26 protein-coding genes and 1 pseudogene are annotated in these 24,823 nt (G+C 62.1%); 16 read left to right on the top strand and 11 right to left on the bottom strand.

From position 1 onward, the window contains the following. The 8 genes and pseudogenes from AADV58_RS15205 to AADV58_RS15240 all read right to left on the bottom strand — a co-directional run bounded on the left by AADV58_RS15205 (position 1) and on the right by AADV58_RS15240 (position 5,185). On the bottom strand, positions 1–753 hold the full coding sequence (locus tag AADV58_RS15205) for an ABC transporter permease (protein WP_028994429.1): 753 nt from the start codon (positions 751–753) through the stop codon (positions 1–3). A 29-nt stretch (positions 754–782) separates the two neighbouring features. Further along, positions 783–1,469, bottom strand: a pseudogene (locus AADV58_RS15210) (ABC transporter ATP-binding protein); the annotation flags it as partial. Positions 1,470–1,478: 9 nt separating this feature from the next. Next, complete coding sequence (locus tag AADV58_RS15215) at positions 1,479–1,718, bottom strand: STAS domain-containing protein (RefSeq protein ID WP_341743607.1); 240 nt, start codon at positions 1,716–1,718, stop codon at positions 1,479–1,481. A 41-nt stretch (positions 1,719–1,759) separates the two neighbouring features. Then, complete coding sequence (locus AADV58_RS15220; protein ID WP_341743608.1) at positions 1,760–2,410, bottom strand: ABC transporter substrate-binding protein; 651 nt, start codon at positions 2,408–2,410, stop codon at positions 1,760–1,762. Continuing rightward, a complete protein-coding gene (locus tag AADV58_RS15225; protein ID WP_341743609.1) occupies positions 2,403–3,122 on the bottom strand; it encodes a VacJ family lipoprotein in 720 nt (239 codons plus the stop codon). The genes AADV58_RS15220 and AADV58_RS15225 overlap by 8 nt, the downstream gene beginning before the upstream one ends. After that, positions 3,119–3,589 carry an outer membrane lipid asymmetry maintenance protein MlaD gene (mlaD, locus tag AADV58_RS15230; RefSeq protein WP_028994425.1) on the bottom strand — a complete coding sequence of 157 codons (471 nt, stop codon included), beginning with the start codon at positions 3,587–3,589 and terminating at the stop codon, positions 3,119–3,121. Before mlaD ends, AADV58_RS15225 begins: the two co-directional genes overlap by 4 nt. Further along, on the bottom strand, positions 3,589–4,380 hold the full coding sequence (mlaE, locus tag AADV58_RS15235) for a lipid asymmetry maintenance ABC transporter permease subunit MlaE (RefSeq protein ID WP_028994424.1): 792 nt from the start codon (positions 4,378–4,380) through the stop codon (positions 3,589–3,591). The genes mlaD and mlaE overlap by 1 nt, the downstream gene beginning before the upstream one ends. Further along, positions 4,364–5,185, bottom strand: a complete 822-nt coding sequence (locus tag AADV58_RS15240; RefSeq protein WP_424243820.1) for an ABC transporter ATP-binding protein — start codon at positions 5,183–5,185, stop codon at positions 4,364–4,366. Before AADV58_RS15240 ends, mlaE begins: the two co-directional genes overlap by 17 nt. 143 nt (positions 5,186–5,328) lie before the next feature. Between AADV58_RS15240 and AADV58_RS15245 the strand changes: the two genes are divergently transcribed. The 15 genes from AADV58_RS15245 to AADV58_RS15315 all read left to right on the top strand — a co-directional run bounded on the left by AADV58_RS15245 (position 5,329) and on the right by AADV58_RS15315 (position 18,330). Further along, on the top strand, positions 5,329–6,885 hold the full coding sequence (locus AADV58_RS15245; RefSeq protein WP_341743610.1) for a type II and III secretion system protein: 1,557 nt from the start codon (positions 5,329–5,331) through the stop codon (positions 6,883–6,885). Positions 6,886–6,887: 2 nt separating this feature from the next. After that, entirely contained in the window at positions 6,888–7,319 is a 432-nt protein-coding gene (locus tag AADV58_RS15250) for a hypothetical protein (RefSeq protein WP_028994421.1), read from the top strand. Then, complete coding sequence (locus AADV58_RS15255) at positions 7,316–8,971, top strand: GspE/PulE family protein (protein ID WP_341743611.1); 1,656 nt, start codon at positions 7,316–7,318, stop codon at positions 8,969–8,971. Before AADV58_RS15250 ends, AADV58_RS15255 begins: the two co-directional genes overlap by 4 nt. Before the next feature lie 2 nt (positions 8,972–8,973). Further along, positions 8,974–10,155, top strand: coding sequence for a type II secretion system F family protein (locus AADV58_RS15260; RefSeq protein ID WP_341743612.1), 1,182 nt, complete (start codon positions 8,974–8,976; stop codon positions 10,153–10,155). Beyond that, complete coding sequence (locus AADV58_RS15265; protein WP_341743613.1) at positions 10,152–11,489, top strand: hypothetical protein; 1,338 nt, start codon at positions 10,152–10,154, stop codon at positions 11,487–11,489. The genes AADV58_RS15260 and AADV58_RS15265 overlap by 4 nt, the downstream gene beginning before the upstream one ends. Next, positions 11,486–11,956 (top strand): hypothetical protein, encoded by a 471-nt coding sequence (locus tag AADV58_RS15270; RefSeq protein ID WP_341743614.1) that lies wholly within the window; start codon positions 11,486–11,488, stop codon positions 11,954–11,956. The genes AADV58_RS15265 and AADV58_RS15270 overlap by 4 nt, the downstream gene beginning before the upstream one ends. Further along, positions 11,953–12,258 carry a hypothetical protein gene (locus AADV58_RS15275; protein ID WP_028994416.1) on the top strand — a complete coding sequence of 102 codons (306 nt, stop codon included), beginning with the start codon at positions 11,953–11,955 and terminating at the stop codon, positions 12,256–12,258. Before AADV58_RS15270 ends, AADV58_RS15275 begins: the two co-directional genes overlap by 4 nt. Before the next feature lie 74 nt (positions 12,259–12,332). Further along, positions 12,333–13,397, top strand: coding sequence for a hypothetical protein (locus tag AADV58_RS15280; protein ID WP_341743615.1), 1,065 nt, complete (start codon positions 12,333–12,335; stop codon positions 13,395–13,397). Then, positions 13,378–14,058, top strand: a complete 681-nt coding sequence (locus AADV58_RS15285; RefSeq protein WP_028994414.1) for a type II secretion system protein — start codon at positions 13,378–13,380, stop codon at positions 14,056–14,058. Before AADV58_RS15280 ends, AADV58_RS15285 begins: the two co-directional genes overlap by 20 nt. A gap of 26 nt (positions 14,059–14,084) precedes the next feature. Then, positions 14,085–14,693, top strand: a complete 609-nt coding sequence (locus tag AADV58_RS15290; protein WP_028994413.1) for a type II secretion system protein — start codon at positions 14,085–14,087, stop codon at positions 14,691–14,693. A gap of 87 nt (positions 14,694–14,780) precedes the next feature. Then, entirely contained in the window at positions 14,781–15,776 is a 996-nt protein-coding gene (locus tag AADV58_RS15295) for a KpsF/GutQ family sugar-phosphate isomerase (RefSeq protein ID WP_028994412.1), read from the top strand. 10 nt (positions 15,777–15,786) lie between these two features. Then, positions 15,787–16,368 carry an LPS export ABC transporter periplasmic protein LptC gene (gene lptC, locus AADV58_RS15300; protein WP_028994411.1) on the top strand — a complete coding sequence of 194 codons (582 nt, stop codon included), beginning with the start codon at positions 15,787–15,789 and terminating at the stop codon, positions 16,366–16,368. Next, positions 16,365–16,958 carry a lipopolysaccharide transport periplasmic protein LptA gene (gene lptA, locus AADV58_RS15305; protein ID WP_028994410.1) on the top strand — a complete coding sequence of 198 codons (594 nt, stop codon included), beginning with the start codon at positions 16,365–16,367 and terminating at the stop codon, positions 16,956–16,958. The genes lptC and lptA overlap by 4 nt, the downstream gene beginning before the upstream one ends. A gap of 172 nt (positions 16,959–17,130) precedes the next feature. Next, complete coding sequence (locus AADV58_RS15310) at positions 17,131–17,685, top strand: phasin family protein (RefSeq protein WP_028994409.1); 555 nt, start codon at positions 17,131–17,133, stop codon at positions 17,683–17,685. 78 nt (positions 17,686–17,763) lie between these two features. Beyond that, the gene (locus AADV58_RS15315) at positions 17,764–18,330 is read left to right on the top strand and encodes a phasin family protein (protein ID WP_028994408.1); all 567 of its coding nucleotides are present in this window, start codon (positions 17,764–17,766) and stop codon (positions 18,328–18,330) included. Between the two features lie 66 nt (positions 18,331–18,396). On the opposite strand, the gene AADV58_RS15320 is transcribed toward AADV58_RS15315, so the two are convergent. Both AADV58_RS15320 and AADV58_RS15325 read right to left on the bottom strand, forming a co-directional pair. Beyond that, positions 18,397–19,161, bottom strand: coding sequence for a competence/damage-inducible protein A (locus tag AADV58_RS15320; RefSeq protein ID WP_281983835.1), 765 nt, complete (start codon positions 19,159–19,161; stop codon positions 18,397–18,399). Next, complete coding sequence (locus tag AADV58_RS15325) at positions 19,158–19,892, bottom strand: EI24 domain-containing protein (protein WP_028994406.1); 735 nt, start codon at positions 19,890–19,892, stop codon at positions 19,158–19,160. The genes AADV58_RS15320 and AADV58_RS15325 overlap by 4 nt, the downstream gene beginning before the upstream one ends. Positions 19,893–19,987: 95 nt before the next feature. Between AADV58_RS15325 and AADV58_RS15330 the strand changes: the two genes are divergently transcribed. After that, on the top strand, positions 19,988–20,755 hold the full coding sequence (locus AADV58_RS15330) for a hypothetical protein (RefSeq protein ID WP_281983832.1): 768 nt from the start codon (positions 19,988–19,990) through the stop codon (positions 20,753–20,755). A 15-nt stretch (positions 20,756–20,770) separates the two neighbouring features. Here the strand turns inward: AADV58_RS15330 and hrpA are convergent, their stop codons facing one another. After that, a complete protein-coding gene (gene hrpA / locus AADV58_RS15335; protein ID WP_341743616.1) occupies positions 20,771–24,715 on the bottom strand; it encodes an ATP-dependent RNA helicase HrpA in 3,945 nt (1,314 codons plus the stop codon). Between the last annotated feature and the right edge of the window lie 108 nt (positions 24,716–24,823).

Genomic DNA, 24,823 nt, shown 5'->3' on the forward strand with positions numbered 1-24,823 from the left:
TCAGGTTCTCAGTTTCCAGCCCCGCTTGAGCAGGGCCAGTGTCAACAGGCTGGTCAGGGCAAAACAGCTGGCCACCACGGCCAGACTGTGCACCGGCGACACGTCCGAAACGCCGAAAAAGCCGTAACGGAAGCCGTCGATCATGTAAAAGACAGGATTGTAATGGGACAGTCGTTGCCAGAATGTCGGCAAAGTGTAAATCGAGTAGAAGACGCCGGAGAGCATAGTCAGCGGCATGATCAAAAAGTTCTGAAAAGCGGCCAGTTGATCGAACTTCTCGACCCAGATACCGGCAATCATCCCCAGCGCGCCAAACAGGGCGCCGCTGAGCACGGCGAACAGCAGCACCCAGCCCGGCGCCACCACCTGCAGATCGACGAACCACACTGTAACCAGCAATACGCCGACGCCGACCATGATCCCGCGCAGCATGGCGGCCAATACGTAAGCGATGAAGAAGCTGCTGTACGGCAAGGGTGGCAGCAAGACGAAGACAATGGAACCGGTGATCTTGGCCTGGATCAGGCTGGACGAGGAATTGGCGAAGGCATTCTGCAGCACCTGCATCATCACCAGCCCGGGAATCAGGAAACTGGTGTAGCCGATGCCATGCACCCGCACATGATCCTCCAGCACATGACCGAAGATCATCAGGTAGAGCATGGCCGTCAGTACCGGCGCGGCCACGGTCTGGAAGGCGACCTTCCAGAAACGCAGCACTTCCTTGTAGAACAGGGTCCAGAAACCGATCACCGCTGCATCGTCCGCAGGAAAACCTCTTCCAGCGACGCACCGGGGTGCGCAGCCATCAGGTTGACGGTACTGTCGAGGGCCAGCAACTGCCCCTGCTTCATCAGCGCGATGCGGTTGCACAGCGCTTCCGCCTCTTCGAGGTAATGCGTGGTCAGGATGATGGTGTGCCCTTCGCCGTTGAGCCGGCGAACAAATTGCCACAGCCCCTGGCGCAACTCGACATCGACGCCGGCCGTCGGCTCGTCGAGGACGATCACCGGCGGCTTGTGCACCAGCGCCTGGGCAACCAGCACACGGCGCTTCATGCCACCGGAGAGACGGCGCATGTTGGCGTCGGCCTTGCCGGTCAGGTCGAGGTGATGCAGGATTTCGTCGATCCAGTCGTCATTGCGACGGATGCCGAAGTAACCGGACTGGATGCGCAGGGTTTCGCGCACACTGAAGAACGGATCGAAGACCAGCTCCTGCGGCACCACGCCGAGCAGACGGCGGGCCTGGCGAAAATCGCGGACGACATCGTGGCCGAGCACCCGGATACTGCCCGAATCCAGGCGCGCCAAGCCGGCCAGACAGGATATCAACGTCGTCTTGCCGGCCCCGTTCGGCCCGAGCAGACCGAAGAATTCACCTTGCCGAATTTCCAGGGAAAGGCGGTCCAGCGCCCTCAGCGAGCCAAAGGTCTTGACGACATCGACGATGGAAACGGCGGGGATCATGAGCGGCCGTCAGGCCAGGGGCAGAAGGTCGGAAACACCGTAGAGTTCAGCCAGCGAAGCCACCCCGGCCGGCACGCCGGCAAAGCGGATCAGCGCACCGGTCAGCGCACCATGGCGCAACCAGCCGAGCATGACTGCCACCGCTGAGGAATCGGCGTGGCCAACCCCGGACAGATCGATGACCTGCTCACCGGGAACGATCAAGTCACGACCACGCTCAAGCAGCTCCCGAGCCTGATCGGTGGTCATTGCACAGCCGACACAGAGCCGGCCGTTTATGCTTTCAATCATCAACGAGCAGCCCGGTTGTTGGCAGTAACTTCCAGCGACTTGTTCTTGGCCGCCAGGCTGGCGATCAAACCGTCAATACCGCCGTCGCGGACTTCACGGGCAAACTGCTCACGATAATTGGTCACCAGACTGATGCCGGCGACGACAACATCAAACACCTTCCACTGACCATCCGCCAGTTCCAGCCAGTAATCGATCTGCACCGGTTGGGCACCGGGCTGGACAACTTCCGAGCGGACCAGCACTTCCGTCTCGCCATCGCGCATGCGGAAAGGGCGGAAAACGATGCGCTGATTGCTGTAACTGGTCAGTGCATTGGCGTAGGTACGCACCAGCAGCATCTTGAATTCAGCCTGCAACCGGGTCTTCTGGGCAGTACTCGCGCTACGCCAGTCACGACCAACCGCCAGCGCCGTCATGCGCTGGAAATTGAAATGCGGCAGAACCTTGGCATCAACCAGAGCGGCAATCTTTTGAATGTCGCCGTTACGGACATCCTTGTCCTGACGCACGATTTCCAGGACCTCTTCCGATACCCGCTTGATCAATACGTCCGGGGCATCACCCGCGACAGCAGAGAAGGAAAGCAGCGCGGCAATCAGGGTAACAAACAGTTTTTTCATCATTGTCTGGCTATCAGCTTCAGTCATCCATCCTTGGCGGGCGACCGTCGTAAATCAAATTGCGGCGACGCTGCAGATAGGCATCGCGAACATAGGAATATTTGTCGAGAGCAGCCTCTTCCACCAGTCGATCAGCAGGCAACAGGCCCGCCCGGATATCGACAAAGCGTACCACCGTCGCGCTCAGGCGCTCGTTGTTCGAGCGAATGGAGCGCACCGGATCAGCATAGGTATCGACCGCCCAACCAGCGAAGTCACGTGAAGTGCGCGGCCCGATCACCGGCAGGAACAGGTAGGGGCCATCGCTGACGCCCCACACCGCGAGTGTCTGCCCGAAGTCTTCGTTGTAACGCTCCAGACCCATTTCACTGGCCACATCGAACAGGCCGAGAATGCCCACCGTCGAATTGATCAACAAGCGCGCCAAAGTGATGCCCGCGTCACCGCCCTTGCCCTGAAGCGCACTGTTTGCACCAACCCAGACTTCACCGACATTGCCAAACACGTTCCCGACACTGGCCTTGACCGGCAGCGGCACAGCAGCATCATAGGCCTGAGCAACCGGACGCGCGGCATACTGATCGAGGACCTCGTTGACCGAGTACATGGTCCGATTGAAACCCTCGAACGGATCACGCTGCTTGTCCTGTGCGCCGACTTGCGCCGCGACGAGCAGCGCGCCACCCAGAACCAGCAGGCGCTTCAGCCGTCGAATCGAATCCCCTGCCTGTAACGTCATTTACTTTCCTGCCCCTCAGCTGCCTTGTTGAAGAGAAACTGACCAAGCAGTTTCTCAAGGACAACGGCCGACTGTGTCATTCTCACCATGTCGCCCGCCTGCAACATCTTGTCATCGCCACCAACATCCAGCCCGATGTATTGCTCACCCAGCAAGCCGGCCGTATAGATCGAAGCAAAGGTATCCCGCGGAAAACGGTAACGCCCGTCTATATTCATGGTGACAACAGCCTGGTAGCTCTCCGGGTCGAAACCGATATCCGCAATCCGTCCGACGAGCACGCCAGCGCTTCTCACCGGCCCGCGCACTTTCAGGCCGCCGATGTTATCAAACCTGGCTTGCAGCACATAGGTATCGGACAGGTGCGCCGAGGAAAGATTCCCCACTTTCAGCGCCAAAAACAACACCGCGGCCAGGCCGAGTGCAACGAAGAAGCCGACCCACAGGTCGAGAACGGTACGGTTCATCAATTACCCCGGAACATGAACGAAGTGAGAATGAAATCCAGCGCCAGTATGGTCATCGCCGACGTTACCACGGTGCGCGTAATGGCTCGCGACACGCCTTCGGCCGTCGGCGCGGAGTCGTAACCTTCGAATACGGCAATCAGCGAAACGGCAAAACCGAAGACCACACTCTTGATGACGCCGTTCATGATGTCATAGCGAAAATCAACACTTGACTGCATCTGCGACCAGAATGCGCCGTCATCGACACCGATAAAGACGACACCGATCAGCCAGCCGCCAAACACCCCCATGGCAGAGAACATCGCTGCCAGCAGCGGCATCGAGATGACCCCCCCCCAGAAGCGTGGCGCCACCACCCGGGCGATTGGATTGACCGCCATCATGTCCATCGCCTTCAATTGTTCCGTCGTCTTCATCAGACCGATCTCGGCAGTTATCGACGAACCCGCCCGGGAAGCGAACAGCAGGCCAGCCACCACCGGCCCGAGCTCACGCACCAGCGAAAGCGAAACCAGGACACCCAAAGCTTCGGTCGAACCGAAACGCTGCAGCGTCTCGTAACCTTGCAAGCCAAGAACCAGACCAACAAACAGACCCGAAACGATGATGATCAGTAGCGACAGTACACCACTGAAGTAAATTTCGCGCAGAGTCAGCGACAGCCGACGCAATGCCGTTCCCGAATGCAACAGAATCGCAAAAAAGAAGCGCGTGGCAAAACCCAGTCGCCAGACACGATCAACAACCGAACTGCCGAGACGGCGCACCAACTCAAGCGGCCCTGGCATGCGCCCCTCCCGGCAAGAAATCCTGGAGCACGGTGGGCGCCGGATAATCGAAATGCACCGGACCATCAGGCTCAGCATGGACAAACTGGTACACAAAAGGATCAGAGGAAGCACGAATTTCGTCGGGTGTCCCCTGCGCGACCACCTTGCCGCCATTCAGGAAATAGATGTAGTCGACGATCAGCAACGATTCCTGAATGTCGTGGGTAACCATGATCGAAGTTGCCCCCAAGGCGTCGTTCAACGAACGGATCAGTCGCCCGATCACCCCCAGCGCGATCGGATCGAGACCGGTAAACGGCTCGTCGTACATGATCAACGTGGGATCAAGCGCAACCGCCCGGGCCAGGGCAACACGCCGTGCCATGCCACCTGACAGCGAGGCCGGCATCAGGGCATGGGCGCCACGCAAACCAACGGCCTCAAGCTTCATCAAGACCAGGTCGCGAATCATTTCTTCGGACAGATCGGTGTGCTCGCGCAAAGGAAAAGCCACGTTATCGAAAACCGACAGGTCGGTAAACAAGGCACCGAACTGGAAGAGCATACCCATCCGGCGGCGCAGCCGATACAACTCGGCCTCCGACATCTTGCAGACTTGGTGATTCTCCAGACGAACACTGCCGCCGGTTGGCTTCAGCTGCCCCCCGATACAACGCAGCAAGGTGGTCTTGCCACATCCTGACCCCCCCATGATGGCGACCACCTTGCCGCGCGGAATCTTCATATCGATCCCCTGCAGCACCGGCCGCCCGTCATAGTGAAAGTGTAGGTCTCGAATATCGACCAGTGAGTCGTCTGCCAACGTCAGTTTCCTTTTAAAGCCAGGCCGCATTCTATCAGAACTGCCTATTCTCACTTCATCGGAGACAGGGGGAACACCAGAAAGAATGACAATAGAATATTTTGCATATAGCATATCCGCTTGTTCCAAATATTCGCATCTCCATGTACCAAGCCATGATGATCCTGCCACTCATGCTGATCGCCGTAGCCTGCAGCACGGCCACGCCGACGAGCACGCGCCAAGGACATCTTCGCCTGACTCATCCGGCCGGCCCGATTCCGGAAATCGTCGACCATCCGGCACCGACTATCGAACCTGCAGTCGACGCCGTTTACAGCGTCACAGTCAGCGATGTCCCGGTGCGCGACCTGCTGTTTGCCCTGGCCCGTGACGCTGACATCGACATCGATATCGCCCCGGAAATTACCGGAAAGATCACGCTCAAGGCCAGCCGGCAGCCGCTACCCGTCCTGCTTGATCGTATCTCGCGACAGGTTCCGCTACGGTTCGACTTCACCGCCGGCGGGCTCCTGATCCTTCCGGACACGCCCTACTTCGCTCACTACCCGGTGGATTACGTAAATTTGGGACGCACCGTCAGCAGCACGGTCGCCAACAAGATGCAGATAGGTGACGCCGGCGAGGGAGGCAGCGGCGGCAGCCTGTCCAACACCCGCATCGAAAATGTCGGCGCACATCGATTCTGGGATGGCCTGGAAAAGAACCTCGACCGCTTGATGAAAACAAGCGCTGCACAGATAGACAAGACTGCGCCGCCACGCCTGATCGTCGATGCAGAAGCCGGGCTCATCACGGCTTACGCAACCCAGGCGGAGCACCGCCAGATCCGCCGCTTCGTCGACCGGGTGACCACCGCCGCCCGCCGTCAGGTCATGATCGAGGCGACCATTGTCGAAGTGACGCTGAGCGACGGCTATCAGCAAGGCATAGACTGGAGCGGGCTGGTCCGTGGCGGCGTATTTTCGCTGGCCGGCAATGCGCTCAAAGGCAGCGTCAACCTGAGCTACAACCGGGACGACAACCCACGCGCGCTGATCAGCCTGCTTGAGCGCTTCGGCACCAGTCGGGTACTTTCCAGCCCGCGCCTGTCGGTGCTCAACAACCAGGCTGCCTTGTTGCGCGTCGTCGAAAACTACGTTTATTTCCAGGTCAAGGCCGACACAACCACCACCGCCAATGTCGGCACGACCACCACTTATACGACCACGCCGCAAACCGTCTCGGTCGGCCTGGTCATGGGTGTGACGCCGCAGATCGCCAGCGACGACTCGATCCTGCTCAACATTCGCCCGAGCATCACCAGCATCGACCGCGAAGTCCCGGACCCGAATCCTGACCTGCGCCGCAACGGCATCGAGAATCTCGTACCGATGATCCGCACCCGGGAAATCGAGTCGGTCATGCGCATCGCCAACGGACAAACCGCAGTACTGGGCGGCCTGATGGAAGATAGAGCCGATTACCAGAGCCAGCGCGTGCCTATCCTCAGCGACATTCCGCTGGCCGGCGAAGCCTTCAATAACCGCAACAACCGGACACGCAAAACCGAACTGGTCATTTTCCTGCGCCCGGTAGTGATCCGCGACCCCGGACTGCGCGGCGATTACGCAGCACTGGCCGACCGTCTCCCGGGAGATGATTTCTTCGCCCCGCCGGCACATGCCCGACCTTTCAAGCCACTGTCCATCACGGAGTAAGCATGCAGCGCGCTATCCCACTCTGCCTTTGTCTGGCGCTATCGAGCACCACCGCTGTTGCTGATGGTGCCGCCCCTTTCATTCACTCCGCCCTCAGCCTTGCGGTAGCCGACGACGATCAGGAAAGCCAGCTACGCGAGTTGATAGCGACGCACCCCGGGAACGCCGAACTGCAATTCCGTCTCGGCAGCCTGCTCAGCCGTGAACAGCGCTGGGCCGAAGCCCGCCAGGCCTACGCCAGCGCCAACGCCCTGGCACCAGAACAAGCCGACACCCTGTACAACCTGGCCGTCTGCCTCGACCACCTGGAGCAGACCGTTGCCGCCAGCCATTACTACCAGGGCGCGCTTGAACTGGCGGCGGAACAAGCCCACAACTTCCGGCAGGCAGCGGCACACCAGCGCCTGACGCAACTGCGGGCGGCGCTGCCATGAACAACAAGCTGCTGGGCCAACACCTGCTCGAAGCCGGCCTGATCGACGAGGATCAGTTGCGTATCGCCCTGGTCGAACAACAGAAGAACCGCCAGCCACTCGGCATCTTGGTACACGCCCTGGGTTTTGCCGACGAGCCCGGGGTCAGCGACGTCCTTTCCCGGCAACTCGGCCTGGAACGCTTCGACCCGTCGCGCCACGACATCGCCCCCGAAGCCATCCGGCTCCTGCCGGCCGAAACCGCCCGCCGCCATCGCATCCTGCCGATCGCCATCAATCCCGGACGCCGTCGCTGGCGCCTGGCCATGTCATCACCCCGCGACCACCAGGCGCTGGCCAGCCTGCACGCGCACACCCCCGCCGGCATGGACACCGAAATCCTGCTGGCCGCCCCCGGCGAAATCGAGCAAGCCATCGACCTGCATTACGGCTGCGCGCTGGCCATCGACGGCATTCTCGACGAGTTCGAAGGCAAAGGTCCGCTGAATTCGCTCTCGGGCGATTCGCCGGCCGTCCGCCTGGTTGATGCGCTGCTCGCCGACGCTGTCAGGCGCCAAGCCTCCGACTTGCACTTCGAGCCGGAAGCGGCCAGCCTGCGCATCCGCTACCGGATCGACGGCCTGCTGGAAACCATCCGCATCCTGCACCGTTCGACCTGGGCACCACTGGCGAGCCGGATCAAGGTCATTTCCGGCATGAACATCGCGGAAAATCGGCTACCGCAGGATGGTCATCTCGGCCGACGCATCGGTGGCCGCGACATCGATTTCCGGGTTGCCAGCCAACCCGGGATTCACGGCGAGAGCATCGTGCTACGCGTACTCGACCGGCAAAAGGGTATCGTCCCGCTGGAGTCCCTGAGCATCAGCGACGCGCATCAAGCCTTGCTCGACCGCATGCTGTCCCGCCCCGAAGGGCTCTTCCTGGTCACCGGACCGACCGGCAGCGGCAAGACGACCACCCTCTACTCGCTGCTCAACCGCCTCAGGAACGACAGCGTCAACATCATGACGCTGGAAGACCCGGTCGAATACCCCTTGCCATTGTTGCGCCAGACCTCGCTGTCCGACAAGGTCAAGATGGATTTCGCCGACGGTGTCCGCTCGATGCTCCGTCAGGACCCCGACACCATGCTCATCGGCGAGATCCGCGATGGCGAAACTGCGGCAATGACCCTGCGCGCCGCGCTGACCGGCCACCAGGTGTTCGCCACCCTGCACGCCGGCAGCACCATCGCCGCCCTGTCACGACTGGCCGAACTCGGCATCAGCCCGCGCATGCTGCACGGCAACCTGACCGGCATCGTCGCCCAACGCCTGGTACGCCGCCTGTGTCCGAACTGCCGCGGCGAGCGTCCGGCCACGCCCGCGGAATCGGCACTACTGGGCACAACAACGCTGCCATCGGCTGGCGCCTGCCCAGCCTGTCGCCAGCGCGGCTATCGCGGTCGCCTGGTGTTGATGGAAATCCTGCGCATCGACAAGACACTCGACCTCCTGCTCGCCGATGCAGCTTCGCCCCCCGAACTGTTTGCCCAGGCCAGGAAGCGCGGTTTCACCACCCTGGCCGACAACGCGCTGGAAGCCGTACGCCGGGGCGACACCACGCTCGAAGAAGTCAGCCGGGCCGTCGATCTGAGCGATTGGTTGTAAACATGCACTTTCGCTACCTGGCGCTCGACCGCCGACAGCAACGTGTTTCCGGCGAACGGGAAGCCTGCTCGCGGACGCACCTGGAAGCGGAATTGCTGCAGCTCGGCCTGGAATTGATCAACGCCAAACCTCGACATCTGCGCCGGCCGGCCCGAATGTCACGCGCCGAGCTGGCCGACTTCTGCCTGCAGGTCGAACAACTCCTCGCCGCCGGCATCCCCCTGACCGAGGCGCTCCACGATCTTGGCGCCAGCGCCGAGGGCACGCGCCTGCCGGCCTTGTGTCGGCGCCTGGGCGAGCGACTCGTCGCCGGCCAGTCATTGTCGCAAGCCCTGGCGGAAGAAAAGCTGCCCCCCGACTGCGTCGGCATCATCCACGCCGGTGAATACAGCGGCCGGCTGGCAGACAGCCTGCGCCGCCTGGGCAACAGTCTGCAGCAGAGCGAAGCGCAAGCCAGGGCCACGAAAAAGCTCCTGCTGCAACCGCTGCTCGCCGGTCTGATGGTCCTCGCTGCCGGCTTGTTCCTGATGTTCTACCTGGTGCCGCAGATTCGCAATTTCCTGACCGACAGCAGCCAGTCGCTGCCGCTGGCCAGTACCCTGCTATTCGCGACGGCCGATTTTCTGCAGCACCACTGGCCCTGGCTGGGACTGCCACCGGTCGTGCTGCTTGTCTCGGCCAGCGGCCTGCGACGGCATCCGGCACTGGCGCCGGAGATCGATCGCCTGAGCCTGCTCATCCCGCTCATCGGCCAGATCCGGCGCCGACTCCTGACCGCGCGACTGGCCGAACTGCTCGCCCTGCTCTACAGCAGCGGCATTCCGCTACTGGAAGCACTCAGGAGCATTCCGGCAGCCATCGACAACCGTTTCGCCGGCAACATCGTTGGCCAGATCGCCGATGACGTCGAACAGGGAAGCGCCCTGGCCGAAGCCTTCTCACGCCACGACTTTTTCCCGCCGCTACTGATCCGCATCCTGCACGCCGGCGAACGCAGTGGCACGCTGGAGCAGGCACTCGAGCACATCGTCAGGCGCTGCGAACGCGAAGCCGGCGACGCCATGGCCACCCTGCAAAGTCTGACCGGCCCGGCGCTGACACTGCTGATCGGCCTGCTGCTGGGCTGGATCATGCTGGCAACCATCCAGCCGCTCTATGGAATGATCGACGGAGGAATCCCATGACGCAGGCCATTCGCCTTTACCTCGACGAAAACGGCATGTCCGCCTGGGAAAGGCGTAACGGGCAGACGGAGAGAATTGCCGACTTCCCGGAAAACCCGGACGGCTTAGACGCTTTCAGTCATTTCCTGAGGATGACCGACAAACGGCACTTCCTGCTGCTGATCAACCGGCACGAGGAGCGTTATCTCGGCGAAGCCATGCCCTCACTGCCACAACGCGAGCGCCGCCAACTGGCAGAAACCCGAAGCCGTCGCGCCTTCCCCGACACCCCGTGGCGATGTGTCGGCTTGAACAAGGGCCGGCGAGAGGAAAACACGCGAATCTCGCTCATGGCCGTCAGCAACAGCAGTGCCTTCGACTGCTGGACACAACGACTGCGCAGCGCCCCTCTGAGCGGCGTCTACACTTTGCCCCAGTTATTGACGCCATTGCTCGGCAAGGCGCCAGAAAGCCCCGCCCAACTCGTCGTTCTGAGCAAACACCGTCACGCCTGCCGGCTCACGCTGCTCGAACACGGCCTGCCTTGTGCCGTGCAATGGACGACAAACGATGACGATACCGCCATCGACGACGCCTGGCGGCGACTGCTCATGCAAGGCGGCGCCGCAGAGATTCCGCCCACGCTGTGCCTCATCGGACCACCCGATTGGCACCCGCCGCTACCGGCCAGCGCCACAATCAGGCATCTACCGACGAACGAGGATGCGGCACAACTCATTCTCGCGCTCGCCGACAAACATTGGCCCGACTGGCAGTTTGCACCGCCCTCGGCCAGAGCAATCGCACGCCAACGGCAGTACGGGCGCTGGTGCTGGTATCTGGGCATGCTGGCACTGGGTGCCGGCCTGAGCATGTCAGTTGAACGTTGGCTCGAATTCAATACCTTGCACCGGCAGGCTAGCACGGCACAACAGCATCTCGCACACGCCCAACAGGCTGTCGCCACCGCGATGGCCGAGCTTGACCGTGACGGAATGACGCCGGCCCAACGGCAACAATTTATCCAGGAACACCGGCAACTGCTTCAGCAACGCAGCGCTTTCGCCGACGACTTGGTTGCGCTGAGCCGAGCGCTAGACCAACGTCCCGAGATTCAACTCGACAGCATCGACTGGCGGATTCCCACCGAACAGGCGCTGACCAATGCTCACCCCCAACTGCAACTGGACGGCAGCATCCAGGCCGCCGACGAGAAACAGGCCGGAGAACTCCTACAGAGTTTGCGCCAGCCTGGCCATCAAGCAGCCCGACTTGTCACCCGTCCGCAAGCGATCAGCCCCGGCGAATTCCGCTTTTCGCTACAACTGCTCAGGACGCCGCTGGGGGCAACATGAGATTCGACCTTCCGCCCCCCCTGCGTACCCCACTGTTTTTTTGCACACTCTGCTGGCTATTCAGCGCTGGCCTGGCGCTCTGGTCGTGGCAGCGGGCGGCGCAAGCAGCCAGCCAACTTGACGGACTGCGCAAGGAAATATCTGCAAGTGAGCGCCAGCTCAGCGAGCTAAGACAGGCGTTGCAGAGTGCCGAGCAGGCGCAGCGATTGCTGGCCGACATTCAGATGCTTGAGGTAACCCACCCGAGCCAGCCGGCAGCGCCTCACGCCACGGCGGAGGCTCGCTGGCGTGAATATCCGGCAACGCTGGAAAGCACCTTCGTACACGAGGAAGCTCTGCTCTCCAGAATCGCCGATTGGCAGGCGCGTTCGCCAATTCAGCACCAATTTCGCGGTTGCCGCTTGACCCGCGCTGAAGACGGCATGTTCGCCAGTTGCCAGCTGGTCGCGCTGGAAATGCAGCAATGAACACCGCCAAGCACTCCTTTCTGCCCCTGCTGGTCGGTTCGCTGACCAGCTTCACCTGCCCGGCGGAAACGCTGGGCAGGCTTTTTTTCACCCCGGAACAACGACGCCTGCTCGAAGACTCCCGACAGGCGCCGGAACGTAACGACGGCTTCCTGAAATCCCCGAACGGACGCGAAATTCAATGGATCGATGGCAAGGCACAAGACGCTACGCGCTCCACCACGCCCATCGGCGACAGCCGACAAACCCCGTTGCTGCCGAGCGGCAGCGTGTTGCGCCACCCAGCACCGGAGAAACGATGAAAACGACAAGCAGGCATCAAAGCGGCGCAGTACTGTATGCCCTACTGCTCAGCCTGCTCGGATTTGCGGGATACATGGCCTACGCCCAAGGCTCGGCCAACCAAGCACGTCTGGAAAGCACGCGCGCCCAACAGGCGGCAATGGCACTGGCACGTGAAGCCTTGATCGCCCGCGCCGCCAACGATACCAATCGCCCCGGCAGCCTGCCCTGCCCGGCGCAATGGAAACCCACCACCCCCGGCGACGGCAGAGCCGATTTGCTGGCCGGCCAGCACTGCCCCAGCCTGATCGGTCGCCTGCCGTGGAGCACCCTGGACATTCCTCAACCGGTCGACGACAACCAGAATACGCTCTGGTACGTCATCGCACCGGGGCTGCGCGACCATCAGAGTGCCAACCCGATCAACAGCGATAGCGCGACCGGACTTTCCCTGAACGGCAAGGGCGATATCGCCGCCTTGATCATTCGCCCCGGCGCACCATTGCCTGGACAGAAAAGGCCATCGAACAACCCGGCGGATTACCTCGAAGCCAGCCTGAGCCAGAACAACCCACGGGATTTCAAGACGGCGCCGGAGAGTAACGACAGCATCCTCAGCATCACCCGCGGCAGCCTGATGGCAGCGGTCGAACTGCGCATCGCGCACAAACTGCGCGACTGCCTTAGCGCATACGCCCGGCAAACCGGCCGCTACCCCTGGCCCGCCCCACTCTCGTCAAACTTCGGCGAAGGACGCAGCGGCAGTCGGTTCGGCCGGGTGCCACTGAGCCAGCCAGCCAACGATGGCGAAGGAGAGCACCAGCCCATGGCCTGGACATCAGCGAGCTGCAACTTTCTCGCCGAGCCGAATAGCTGGTGGTATGAGGGCAAATGGTCGGACAGCGTCTTCTACCAGTTTGGCGACGCCTTGGAACCCGAACAGGCCAGCCTGCAGATTCCCGGCCAGCCGGCTCGTCCGCTGCTGGTCATTGCTGCCGGCGCCAGAATCAACGGCCAGCAACGTCCCGGCAAGGATGTCGCCGACTACCTCGAAGGCAGGAATGCCGCTCCTTCGCGCAACGGCGATGCGGAAATGCCGGACAACACCTTCGACGCCCGGCAACGGCGCCCCGACCACAATGACCAGATCGCCCACTGAGCGCGGCTTCTCGCTGATCGAGCTAAGCATCGCCCTGATCATCATTGGCCTGCTCGCCGGCAGCCTGCTCGGCCAGACCACGGGACAACGTCGCCTGCACACCGAACAACGCGCCCGCGCCCAACTCGAACTGAGCCTGGAAGCCCTGTATGGATTCGCAATCACCCATGGCCGCCTGCCCTGCGCCGCCGATCCGTTGCTTGCCAGCTCCGCCGACAAGGCCGGCGAAGAAGACTGCGTACGCGGAAAAAGCGGGGTACTGCCCTGGCGCACGCTCGGGCTGCCAGAGACCGACCCGTGGGGGCAGCGCCTGACTTACTACCCACATGATGCTTTCACTGCAGAGCCCGCAAACGATGCCCGAGCTGGGTTCAGCTTCGAAAGCATGGGAACGCTAGCGGTCCGCCCTGCTGCCAACAACAGTCAGACGGTCGCCAATGGACTGCCGGCGGTCATTGTCAGCCATGGCCGTAATGGCCTGGGCGGCTACCGCGGCAATGGCCAACTCACTCCAGCCAGCTCCCCCGACGAAGCGGAAAACGCCAACACTGACCGCATCTTCGTCAACCGTCCTCCGGACGCCCAATACGACGATCTGGTCGCCTGGATCGTACCTACCGTACTCAACACCCGGATGCTCACCGCCGGGCGCCTGCCCTGATTTTTCACCCACCAAAGGAGCGCATCATGCAACACAGGCAACAAGGTTTCACCCTGATCGAAATCGCCATCGTGCTGGTCATCATCGGCGTCCTGCTGGGCGGCATCCTGAAAGGCCAGGAAATGCTGACCCAGAGCAAGATCCGCGCAATCGAGAAGGAACTCGACGGCGTCGCCATCGCCATTCTGGGCTACCGGGATCGCTACAAAGCACTGCCGGGAGATGACTCGCAGGCAAATGCACGCTGGACCGATGCTACTTCTGGCAACGGAACAGGCACCATCGAAGGAGAGTTCAACACATCGGACGGCACCAAGGCCAGCCTACGTGCCTGGCAACATTTGCGTTTCGCCGGACTGATCAGCGGTGATGCCGAGGGCGGCAAACAACCAACCAATGCCGCCGGCGGCATCACCGGAATAGCCAGCAACACGGCGGGTAACCTTATTGTCTGCACGACCAATCTGCCAGCAAAAATCGCCAACGCCATTGACACCAACCAGGACGACGGCTTGCCGGAAAAGGGCAGTATCCAGGCCTACGAGCAAACGGCCCACAACACACCACAAACCGACCTAGCCACCGCCTACAAGGACGATGGCAGTACGCAATACACCATCTGTCGCAAGGTCTGAGCCGTCGACACCCTGGCCCGTCCGGGGTCCCCCGCAGGCAGATTGGCGAAGTCGGGTATACTTCCCGGCCAAGACCATCTGCCTGCCATGAATACAACGATATCTCCCCCCTTCTCGCCTGAACGCGCCTTGAATCTCGGTCGCCAGACACTGGCCATCGAAGCAGCGGCTGTTGACGCGCTGAGAAGCAGGCTGGACGGAGAATTTGCCGAGGCCGTTCAGTTGATCCTGAACTGCAGCGGACGCTTGATCGTCAGTGGTATGGGCAAGTCCGGACACATCGCGCGCAAAATCGCCGCGACCATGGCCAGCACCGGCACCCCCGCCTATTTTGTCCATCCGGCCGAGGCCAGCCATGGCGATCTGGGCATGATCACCCGCCAGGACATCCTGCTTGCGCTGTCCAATTCGGGCGAATCCGAGGAACTGCTGCGCATCGTTCCGACAATCAAGCGCCAGGGAGCCCGCTTGATCGCCATGACCGGCGCCCCCGGCTCGACACTGGCCCGAGAAGCCGACGTTCATCTCGATGCCGGCGTTGCCCAAGAGGCCTGCCCGCACAATCTGGCGCCGACCGCCAGCACCACTGCCGCACTGGCGCTCGGCGATGCCCTCGCCGTTGCCCTGCTTGATGCCCGGGGATTCGGGCCAGAGGACTTTGCCCGTTCGCACCCCGGCGGCTCGCTCGGTCGCCGTCTGCTGACGCATGTCCGCGACGTCATGCGCCCGGCCGACCTGGTTCCGGTCGTCACGCCTGACACCCCGCTTGGCGACGCCATCGTCACCATGTCCCGCGGCGGACTCGGTCTGGTTGCGATTACCGACACCACAGGTCGTGCCATCGGCATCTTTACGGACGGCGATTTGCGACGCGCCTTTGAACGGCGACTCGATCTTCATCACGGCGCAATCTCAGAATTCATGAACCAGGCGCCACATTTCATCGCACCAGATCAACTGGCTGTTGAAGCGGTGGAAATGATGGAGCGACTTCGCATCAATGGCTTGCTGGTCGCGCTCGACAACGGCCCCTTGCTTGGCGCGCTGAACATGCATGATCTGTTCTCGGCCAGGGTCATCTGAGGGCCGCCCCATGAAGAACTGGTCAGGCCAAATCTTCCCGATCACCTTGCTGGCCTTGATCGCCGGCTTGAGTTTCTGGCTCCAGGCCAGCCAGGCCCCCATCGAAGCCGCTGGCTCAGGCAGTGACGACAAGACGCCGGACGCCTACGCAGAAAACTTTCAGATACGTCGACACGACGATAATGGGCAACTGAAATACCGCCTGAGCGCCCCCCATTTACAACACTTCCCTCACGATGACAGCTCCGAAATCCGCAATCCTGAATTGATTGCGTACCGCAAGGACATGCCCCCAGTCATCGTTACCGCAGGCCAGGCCAAGGTGACTGCTCAAGGGGAGAAAATCCTGCTGAGCGAGTCGGTCCGCATTGTTCGCGCAGGAAGCGCCGACCAACCAGCACTCATCGCCGAGACCAGCCGGCTTGATGTCAATCCGGAAGCCGGGCTAGCCGATACCGAGCAAGCAGTACACATCACCCAGGGTGCCTTCTGGATATCCGGTGTCGGCGCCCATATCGACAACAACGCGTCGACCTTCGAACTGAAATCGCAAGTTCGCGGCCAGTACCTTGCCCCCCGAGCCCAACCATGATCCTGCGCCTAGCCACGCTCGCCCTCGCCCTGGCAGTCAGCCAGCCAGCCGTTGCCGAAAAAGCCGACCGCGACAAGCCGATGCTGCTCGAAGCCAACCGCATCTCCATCGACGACACAAAGAAGCAGCAGATTCTCGAAGGTGATGTGATCATTACCAAGGGCACACTGGTTCTCAAGGCCGAACGCATCATCATCAGCGAAGACCAGCAAGGTTTCCAGAAAGGCACCGCCTTTGCCGCTCCCGGCAGCAAGGCCACTTTCCGCCAGAAGCGGGAAGGCCGGGACGACTATGTTGAAGGCGAGGCCGAGCGCATCGAGTACAACAGCAATACCGAGATCGCCGAACTCTTTCACCGGGCAAAAGTCCGCAGCGGTGAAGATGAAGTTCGTGGCGACTACATCTGGTACGACGCGGTCAGCGAAAAATTCCTCGCCAGTGCGGCAGAAGCACGCGACCCAAAGAGTATCACGCCGCGCGTCCGGGCCGTCATCCAGCCGCGCAACAAGGGCAGCGAGCCCGCCCGCCCGGCAAGCCGCGGCGAATCACTTGAACTACGCGGCGCGGACACCCTGACGCCGACCGAATGATGTAATTAGTTGATTAAAAACAATTTCGCAGAATGCTGCAGTGCACAAGATAATTGTTGACAAGTCGACAAGCTGATCTATAATCAGGGACATGGTGCGGTGCAGCATCGGATAATCTAAGGCACCGCGACGGAATTCTTTTTCTGTACGACCTTTCCTTCAGGAGATATCCATGTTCAAGACCCCCGAGCAATTTGCTGCCGCCAACAAAGCCACCGTCGATTCCCTGCTGTCGCTGGCCAATACCGCGCTGGCTTCCGCCGAGCGCATCGCCGCCCTGAACCTGAACACCGCCCGCTCGCTGATGGAAGACTCCGTCTCCGGCGCCAAGGCCCTGATGGGTGCCAAGGACGTTCAGGAAGCCCTGTCGATCCAGGCTTCGCTGGCCCAGCCGAACGTCGAGAAGGCCGTTGCCTACTCGCGTAGCGTCTACGAAATCTCTGCCCAGACCCAGGAAGAACTGTCGAAGATGGTCGAAGCCCAGTTCGGCGACTTCCAGAAGACCGTTGCCGGTCTGCTCGACCAGGCTGCCAAGTCGGCTCCGGCCGGTTCCGACGTTGCCGTTGCCGCCGTCAAGAGCGCCATCGCTGCTGCCAACTCCGCTTTCGACAACATGAACAAGGCCGCCAAGCAGGTTGCCGAGATCGCCGAAGCCAACGTTGCCGCTGCGACCAACGCCACCGTCAAGGCCGTCGGCGCCACCGCTGCCGCGTCCAAGAAGAAGTAATTCGCTGTATTCCGGCCTCCGCCTTCGGGCGGAGGCTTTGTTTCATCCGTACCACCAAAAACCACACTGGAGATGATGATGAGCAACCCGAATATCGAACAACTGACTGCCGCCCAGAAAGCCAACGCTGAAGTCATGACGGCGCTGATGCGTACTGCCTTCAACGGCCTGGAGCGCCTGACTGCGCTGAACATGGCTGCCTCCCGCGAGTTCTTCAACGCCACGGTCGCCAACACCCAGCAACTGCTGGCTGCCAAGGACGCCAACGCCGTCGCCAAGCTGAACAGCGAACTGGCTCAGCCGAACGTCGAAAAGCTGATGGAATACTCGCGCAGCGTGTATGACCTGGTGTCCGAGATGCAGAAGGAAGTGACCACGGTCATGGAAAGCCAGTACAGCAGCTTCCAGAAGAACGCTGCCAGCGCCGTCGAAAAGGCCAAGGCCTCGGCCCCGGTCGGTGGTGACGTCTTCGCCGCCACCATGCAATCCATGCTCGGCGCCTCGACCAAGGCCTTCGACCAGATGACCTCGATGGCCAAGCAACTCTCGGACATCGCCGAAGCCAACATGCAGGTTGCCACCAAGGCGGCCGCACCGGCCAAGAGCAGCGCCACCGCTGCAGCCCGCAAGAGCGCCGCCAAGTAAGGCAGCAAGCGCCCCGATCAGCCCGCGCCCAGCGCGGGCTTTTTTACGCCTGCTGAACAGCTCGGGTCATGGCCGCCAGCCCCAGGTGATGCCACGCTTCTCGACCTCAAGGCGGATTTCCTCCATCGCCTGATCAACCAGAGCCGGCGCCCCTTCGACGCCCAGTTCAAGATGCTTGCGCTCCTGACCAACCAACGAAGGCAGGGAAAACAGGCGTAACGCCGGATAGCCGGCGACGATCCTCTCCATCAGGTCGAGCAGCGCGCTCTCGTAGGCGTTCGGCCCAGTCAACAGAAAAGCCTTCTCGACCTTGTCGCCGACCGGCTTGAATTCATCCCGGTAGAAGGTATCGAGCGCCCAGGCTATCATGGGATGCGCCATCTGCGGAAAACCAGGAACAAAGTAATGGTCGTTGGCCATGAAGCCGGGGATGCGATTGAAGGGATTGGGCACGATGTTGACGCCGCGCGGAAAGGTCACCAGCAGCTTGCGCTTGTCGGTGATTTCCTCGTTGGCAAAACGGACCTTGAGCTCCTCGAAACCTTGCGGATGCAGTTCGAGCTCGACGCCGAGCGCCGCCGCCACCGCCTGCCGGGTGTGGTCGTCGGGTGTGTTGCCGATGCCACCACAGGAGAAGACGACATCACCGGCAGCCATCGTGCGCTTGAACGTCTCGGTCAGGCGTTGCCGGTCATCGCCGAGGTACTCGACCCAAGACAATTGCAGGCCGCGTGCGCCGAGCATCTCGGCAATTTTCGCAAAATGCTTGTCCTGGCGTTTGCCGGACAGAATTTCATCGCCGATGATGACAGCGCCAAAAGTACGACTCATGAACGTTCTCCCTGAATGCTGACGATGGCGCCGCCACGTTGGCGACGCAGGGCTTCCAGCCCGAAGTGGACGAATGATAGCGCGGCCAGCGTGGGCACCAGCAGGCCAATGATCGGCACATGCGCGAGCAGCGCCATGACCAGGCCGAGCATGAACAAAGGCCAGCGGTATTGCGCCCGCAGACTGGCCCACTCGGCGTCGGTCGCATGCATCGCCAGGGCGTCGTAAGCGAAGGTACGGCGATTGAGCCAGGCCATCAGCAGCAGCGGAACAAGCAGCGACATCCCGGGAATCAGCCACAACGGAATTGTCACCAGCCAGGCAATGATGAACAGCATTGCTGCACCCAGGCTGTTGACCGTGGCCGCGACAAAGCTGTCGCGGCCCATCGCAGCCAGGTCGCGATATTCGCCTTCGGCCAGATGCTTGAGCAGCAAGGGCATGATGAAGACGGCGGCGATCAACATTGCACACAGGTAGGCCAAGGCAAATAGCGCCATCCAGCCACCGAGCCAGGCCAGCAACTGAGCCAGCCAGACCAGCCCCCAGGCCACCAGCAGCGTCATCGGCGGCAGTTCGAGCAACTGTGCGATCAGCCAGCCGAGCGCCGAGAAGCCGAGCACCACCGCCAGCAACAAGGCGGCCAGCGCCGGCAGCAACAAGTACAACCAGACCCGACCGACGCGCAGGTCAGCCAGCGAGCGGCCCAGGGCCAGAACCACGATATCCATCACAGCACCTTCCGGAAAGCGGACGCAACCGGCATTTTAAAGTTTTTGCCGGCATCGCCGTAAAACAGCAATCGCCTCGAGCAATCCAGCCCCCGATGAATCTGCCGCCAGTCAGTACCAGCAACACAAGCGCTCAGGCCTCGCCCAGTGCCCGCGAAGTCTGGGAAAAGCGCCAGGAAAAGCAATCGCAGAACATGCAGGAAGGCCTGCAGCGCCTGCGCGCCATGCCCAGTCCGAAGGAAGCCGCAAAGGCGCGTGCCGAAGCCCGGGTCGAACAACTGAAGGAGCGCATCAAGCAGCTGCGGGCAATGCTGATCGGCCTGTCGCCGGAGCAGGCCAAGGCCATACTTCGCCAGATCGGGGCGATTGCCAAGGAGCTTGCCGGCATGGCCAAGGCAGCCGGCGGCGACAGCGGCGGAAGTGGTAGCGCCGTGTCGGTCCAGGTCCAGCAGGGCAGTACCGCCAGTTCGGCTGCCTCGGCCGGGACTACGGCAAGCACCGCCGCAGCCAGCGGTGAAGCTGCCGCCACCGATGGCAAGACAGGCACGGACAGCGCGCAGGCCGATTCGGCGACCGCGCCTGCGGAAAAAAACACCGGCAACGCCAAGTCGCTACGTGACAAGCTTCAGGAAGCGGCCAAGCAACTCAAAGCCCTGCTCGAACTGGTCAAGGCCAAGATGCGCGAAGCCCACCAGCAGGAACAGGACGAAGTCAGACAGGTAGAAAGCGCACTGCGCCAGGTGGACAGTGCCCTCGACGGCGGCGGCAATCTCTACAGCGGACTCAGCGCCGCCGCCGGGATCACCCCGACGCTGACGATGGCAAGCGTTGCAAGCGTCGGCAACATCAGCGTCCAGGCCTGACTCAGCACAGCCGACTCAGCGCCCAATTCCTTCCCACTGTTTCTGCAGTCGCTTCACCGACACCGGTACCGGCGTACGCAACTCCTGCGCGTAGAGGCCGACGCGCAACTCTTCCAGCAGCCAGCGGAACTGCTCGACCTGCGGATCGACCGCGCCCATCTTCGCCAGCTGGATCGCGCGGCGTTCGTAATTGGTCCACAACGGCGCGTACTCGGCCATCAACTGGGCGTCACGCGCCGGATTGGCCTTGAGCTTGTCGAGCCGCACACCGATCGCCTTGAAATAGCGCGGGTAATGCTGCAGACGCTCGAACGGCGTATCGACGACGAAGGTCTTGCCGATCAGCCGCTTCAGTTGCGCTTCGATGTCGGCGACGACCGCCGCCTGCGCCTTGAACGCCGGCAACTTCTTGACCACTGCCTGCCATTCGGTCAGCACGGTGCCAACCAGGCGGCAGACTTCCTGCATGATCAGCCCAAGCCGCGCCTTGGCCTCGGCACAACGCGCCTTGAAGGCCTCCGGCGTGGTCGGCAGCGGCTCGCTCAGGCAGGCGCGTTCGAACGTCAATTCGACAATCTGCCGCTTCAGGTCGTCGCTGCTGCCCAGCGCCATGAACTGCATCGCCATCTGGGTCAGGCCGGGGACGTTCTTGTCGAAGTACTTCACCTGCTCCTTGAACTGCAGCATGAACAGCCGCGACAAACCTTTGCGGTGCGCGTCGGCGGCTTCTTCGGCGGAATCGAAGACTTTCAGACTGACCGTTTCGCCGTCGTCGATCAGCGCCGGGTAGCCGATCACGGTTTGTTTGCCGACCGGCACTTCCATCAGTTCCGGCAACTCGCCGAAGGTCCAGTCGGTCAGTTGGGTGTATTCGGACGGCGTTTCGTGCAGTTCGGCGAATTCCTCCTTGGCTTCCTTGCCCCATTCGCCGCGCAGCGCGACCAGGCTGCGGTTCATGTCGAGTTGCCGGCCGTGTTCGTCGATCAGCTTGTAGTTCATCGAGAAGTGCGGTGGCAGCGCGTCGGGGCGGAAGGCGTCGGGCGTCACCGCCCAGCCGCGCGCGTTCAGTCCGCGCGCTTCGAGGATGAATTCGATCAGCGGGTTGATGATGCCCTGGTTGAGCTTGCGATCGTTGCCTTCGACAGCGGCCAGGAACTCCTCGACGAATTCCGGCACCGGCACCAGCTTGGCGCGGATTTTCTGCGGCAGCGTCTTGATCAACTGCACCAGCTTTTCCTTGATCAGCCCCGGCACCAGCCATTCCATGCGCGCCGCCGGAATCTGGTTGAGTTGCGCCAGCGGCAGCGTCAGCGTGACGCCATCCCTCGGCGAGCCCGGCTCGAAGTGATAAGTGAGCGCGTACTCCACAGCGCCGGCCTTGAGCTTGTGCGGGAAGGCCTCGGTGGTGACGCCGGCCGCCGAATGGCGCATCAGGTCGTCCTTGGCCAGGAAGAGCAGCTTCGGGTTGTCCTGCTCGGCGGTCTTGCGCCAGTGGTCGAAGGTGGCGCCGTTGTGGATGTCTTCCGGGATCAGGTGGTCGTAGAAGGCGAAGATCAGCTCGTCGTCGACCAGCACGTCCTGCCGGCGCTGCTTGTGCTCGATCTTCTCGATCTCGCGAATCTGCTTCTGGTTGTGCTGGAAGAAGGGCCATCTCTTCGCAAACGACTCCTCGATCTCCTCGCCGACCAGTCCCTGGCGGATGAAGATCTCGCGCGCCTCGACCGGTGCCAGCGGGCCGTAATGGATGCGCCGCTTCGGGTTGATGACGATCCCGTAGAGCGTCGTCCGTTCCCAGCCGGCGACCTGCATCGCCTTCTTTTCCCAATGCGGATCGAAGTACTGGCGCTTGATCAAGTGAGCGCCCACTTTCTCGATCCAGGCATCCTCGATGCGGGCGATGCAGCGGCCGAAGAGGCGCGTCGTCTCGGTGATCTCGGCGGCCATGATCCACTTGCCGGCCTTCTTCTGCAGCGGCGACGACGGATGGATCAGGAAGCGGATACCGCGCGCGCCGAGGTAGTAACCGGATTCGTCCGACTTGCAGCCAATATTGCCCAACAGCCCGGACAGCAGCGCCATGTGGATGGCGTCGTAGATGCCGGGGATATCGTTTTCCTTCCAGCCCAGCTCGGCGACCATCGCATGCAACTGCCCATGCACCTCGCGCCATTCGCGCAGCCGCAGGTAGGAAAGGAAGTGCGCGTGGCAGGTATCGACCAGCGACTTGTTCGATTTCTTGTGCTCGACGGCGTTCTGGAACCACTGCCAGAGTTTGACCCAACTCAGGAACTCCGACTTCTCGTCGGCGAACAGCTTGTGCTTTTCGTCCGCCGCCTGCTGCCGCTCCTGCGGCCGCTCGCGCGGATCCTGCGTGGACAGCCCGGCGGCGATGACCAGCACTTCGCTCAGACAACCGAGATCGCGCGCGGCGACCAGCATGCGGCCGATGCGCGGATCGAGCGGCAGTTTCGCCAACGCTTCGCCGACCTTGGTCAGCTTGTTATCGTCGTCGAGCGCGCCGAGTTCCTGCAACAGCGCGTAACCATCGCTGATCGCCTTTGCCGGCGGCGGCTCGATGAAGGGGAAGCTCTCGACATCGGTCAGGCGCAGCGACTTCATGCGCAGGATGACGCCGGCCAACGAGGAACGCAGGATTTCCGGGTCGGTGAACGGCGGCCGCGCGTTGAAATCGGCCTCGTCGTAGAGGCGGATGCACACGCCGGCGGCGACGCGGCCGCAACGGCCGGCGCGCTGGCGCGCCGCCGCCTGCGAAATCTTCTCGACCTGCAACTGCTCGACCTTGTTGCGGTAGGAATAGCGCTTGACCCGCGCCAGACCGGTGTCGATGACGTAGCGGATGCCCGGCACGGTGAGCGAGGTTTCAGCGACGTTGGTGGCCAGCACGATGCGCCGCTGGCCGCCCGAGGGCTTGAAGATGCGGTCCTGCTCGCCGGCCGACAGGCGCGAGAACAGCGGCAGGATTTCCGGTGCGTGCGCGGTGCTCAAGCCCGGACGAGCCAGGGCATGCTTGCGCAAGGCCTCTGCCGCCTCGCGGATTTCGCGCTCACCAGGCAGGAAGACGAGGATGTCGCCGGAACCCAGGCGGGCCAGTTCGTCGGCGGCATCGACAATGGCATCGTAGAGGTCGCGCTCGTCGTCCTTCTTGTCGATGTCCTCGACCGGACGATGACGCACCTCGACCGGGTACAGGCGGCCGGATACCTCGATCACCGGCGCGCCGTTGAAATGCTGCGAGAAGCGCTCGGCATCAATGGTCGCCGAGGTGATGATCAGCTTCAGGTCCGGCCGGCGCGGCAGCAACTGCTTCAGGTAGCCGAGCAGGAAGTCGATGTTCAGGCTGCGCTCGTGCGCCTCGTCGATGATGATCGCCTCGTAGGCGTTCAGGTACGGGTCGCTTTGTGATTCGGCGAGCAGGATGCCGTCGGTCATCAGCTTGACCCAGCTCTCCGGCGTCGATTTATCGTGGAAGCGGATTTTCACGCCGACGCCAGCGCCAACCTGGGTCTTCAGTTCCTGCGCCAGGCGCGTCGCCACCGAACGGGCAGCCAGCCGGCGCGGCTGCGTGTGGCCGATCAGGCCGCGCGCGCCGATGCCAAGATCGAGGCAGATCTTCGGCAACTGCGTGGTCTTACCCGAGCCGGTCTCGCCGCAGACGATGACCACCTGATGCTTGGCGATCAGCTTGGCAATCTCGTCGCGCCGTTCGTTGACCGGCAGGTCGGGCTGGAATTCCGGCCTCGGCAACTTGCCGCGCCGTTCGGCGACGGCGGCCTGCGAGGCGGCGAGCAGTTTTTCCAGGTCGGCCTGCAGTTTTTGCCGCTGGTCGCCGGCCGAGCGTGGCAGTTCGCGCTGCAAGGCCCGCAGGCGGCGCGCATCGGCGCTCAGGGTGGTCAGGGAGACGTCGTCGCGCGAGGCGGGCTTGCGGGTGTGAGCAGACATGGGGATGGATTATATTCGTCTGGCGGTGGTGACTTGCCGAAACGAGTCAAGCCTGTAGCCAGACACATTGGCATTTAAGTAACACGCGTCTCGACAACGCTGCCACTA

It is taken from the genome of Azonexus hydrophilus, assembly GCF_038368255.1.
In the GTDB taxonomy this organism is placed as follows: Bacteria; Pseudomonadota; Gammaproteobacteria; order Burkholderiales; family Rhodocyclaceae; genus Azonexus; species Azonexus hydrophilus.

Coding starts and splice junctions, on each gene's coding strand:
- AADV58_RS15215 (WP_341743607.1), bottom strand. CDS start 1,718: ATGACCACCGATCAGGCTCGGGAGCTGCTTGAGCGTGGTCGTGACTTG.
- AADV58_RS15220 (WP_341743608.1), bottom strand. CDS start 2,410: ATGACTGAAGCTGATAGCCAGACAATGATGAAAAAACTGTTTGTTACC.
- AADV58_RS15225 (WP_341743609.1), bottom strand. CDS start 3,122: ATGACGTTACAGGCAGGGGATTCGATTCGACGGCTGAAGCGCCTGCTG.
- mlaD (WP_028994425.1), bottom strand. CDS start 3,589: ATGAACCGTACCGTTCTCGACCTGTGGGTCGGCTTCTTCGTTGCACTC.
- mlaE (WP_028994424.1), bottom strand. CDS start 4,380: ATGCCAGGGCCGCTTGAGTTGGTGCGCCGTCTCGGCAGTTCGGTTGTT.
- AADV58_RS15245 (WP_341743610.1), top strand. CDS start 5,329: ATGTACCAAGCCATGATGATCCTGCCACTCATGCTGATCGCCGTAGCC.
- AADV58_RS15250 (WP_028994421.1), top strand. CDS start 6,888: ATGCAGCGCGCTATCCCACTCTGCCTTTGTCTGGCGCTATCGAGCACC.
- AADV58_RS15255 (WP_341743611.1), top strand. CDS start 7,316: ATGAACAACAAGCTGCTGGGCCAACACCTGCTCGAAGCCGGCCTGATC.
- AADV58_RS15260 (WP_341743612.1), top strand. CDS start 8,974: ATGCACTTTCGCTACCTGGCGCTCGACCGCCGACAGCAACGTGTTTCC.
- AADV58_RS15265 (WP_341743613.1), top strand. CDS start 10,152: ATGACGCAGGCCATTCGCCTTTACCTCGACGAAAACGGCATGTCCGCC.
- AADV58_RS15270 (WP_341743614.1), top strand. CDS start 11,486: ATGAGATTCGACCTTCCGCCCCCCCTGCGTACCCCACTGTTTTTTTGC.
- AADV58_RS15275 (WP_028994416.1), top strand. CDS start 11,953: ATGAACACCGCCAAGCACTCCTTTCTGCCCCTGCTGGTCGGTTCGCTG.
- AADV58_RS15280 (WP_341743615.1), top strand. CDS start 12,333: ATGGCCTACGCCCAAGGCTCGGCCAACCAAGCACGTCTGGAAAGCACG.
- AADV58_RS15285 (WP_028994414.1), top strand. CDS start 13,378: ATGACCAGATCGCCCACTGAGCGCGGCTTCTCGCTGATCGAGCTAAGC.
- AADV58_RS15290 (WP_028994413.1), top strand. CDS start 14,085: ATGCAACACAGGCAACAAGGTTTCACCCTGATCGAAATCGCCATCGTG.
- AADV58_RS15295 (WP_028994412.1), top strand. CDS start 14,781: ATGAATACAACGATATCTCCCCCCTTCTCGCCTGAACGCGCCTTGAAT.
- lptC (WP_028994411.1), top strand. CDS start 15,787: ATGAAGAACTGGTCAGGCCAAATCTTCCCGATCACCTTGCTGGCCTTG.
- lptA (WP_028994410.1), top strand. CDS start 16,365: ATGATCCTGCGCCTAGCCACGCTCGCCCTCGCCCTGGCAGTCAGCCAG.
- AADV58_RS15310 (WP_028994409.1), top strand. CDS start 17,131: ATGTTCAAGACCCCCGAGCAATTTGCTGCCGCCAACAAAGCCACCGTC.
- AADV58_RS15315 (WP_028994408.1), top strand. CDS start 17,764: ATGAGCAACCCGAATATCGAACAACTGACTGCCGCCCAGAAAGCCAAC.
- AADV58_RS15320 (WP_281983835.1), bottom strand. CDS start 19,161: ATGAGTCGTACTTTTGGCGCTGTCATCATCGGCGATGAAATTCTGTCC.
- AADV58_RS15325 (WP_028994406.1), bottom strand. CDS start 19,892: ATGGATATCGTGGTTCTGGCCCTGGGCCGCTCGCTGGCTGACCTGCGC.
- AADV58_RS15330 (WP_281983832.1), top strand. CDS start 19,988: ATGAATCTGCCGCCAGTCAGTACCAGCAACACAAGCGCTCAGGCCTCG.
- hrpA (WP_341743616.1), bottom strand. CDS start 24,715: ATGTCTGCTCACACCCGCAAGCCCGCCTCGCGCGACGACGTCTCCCTG.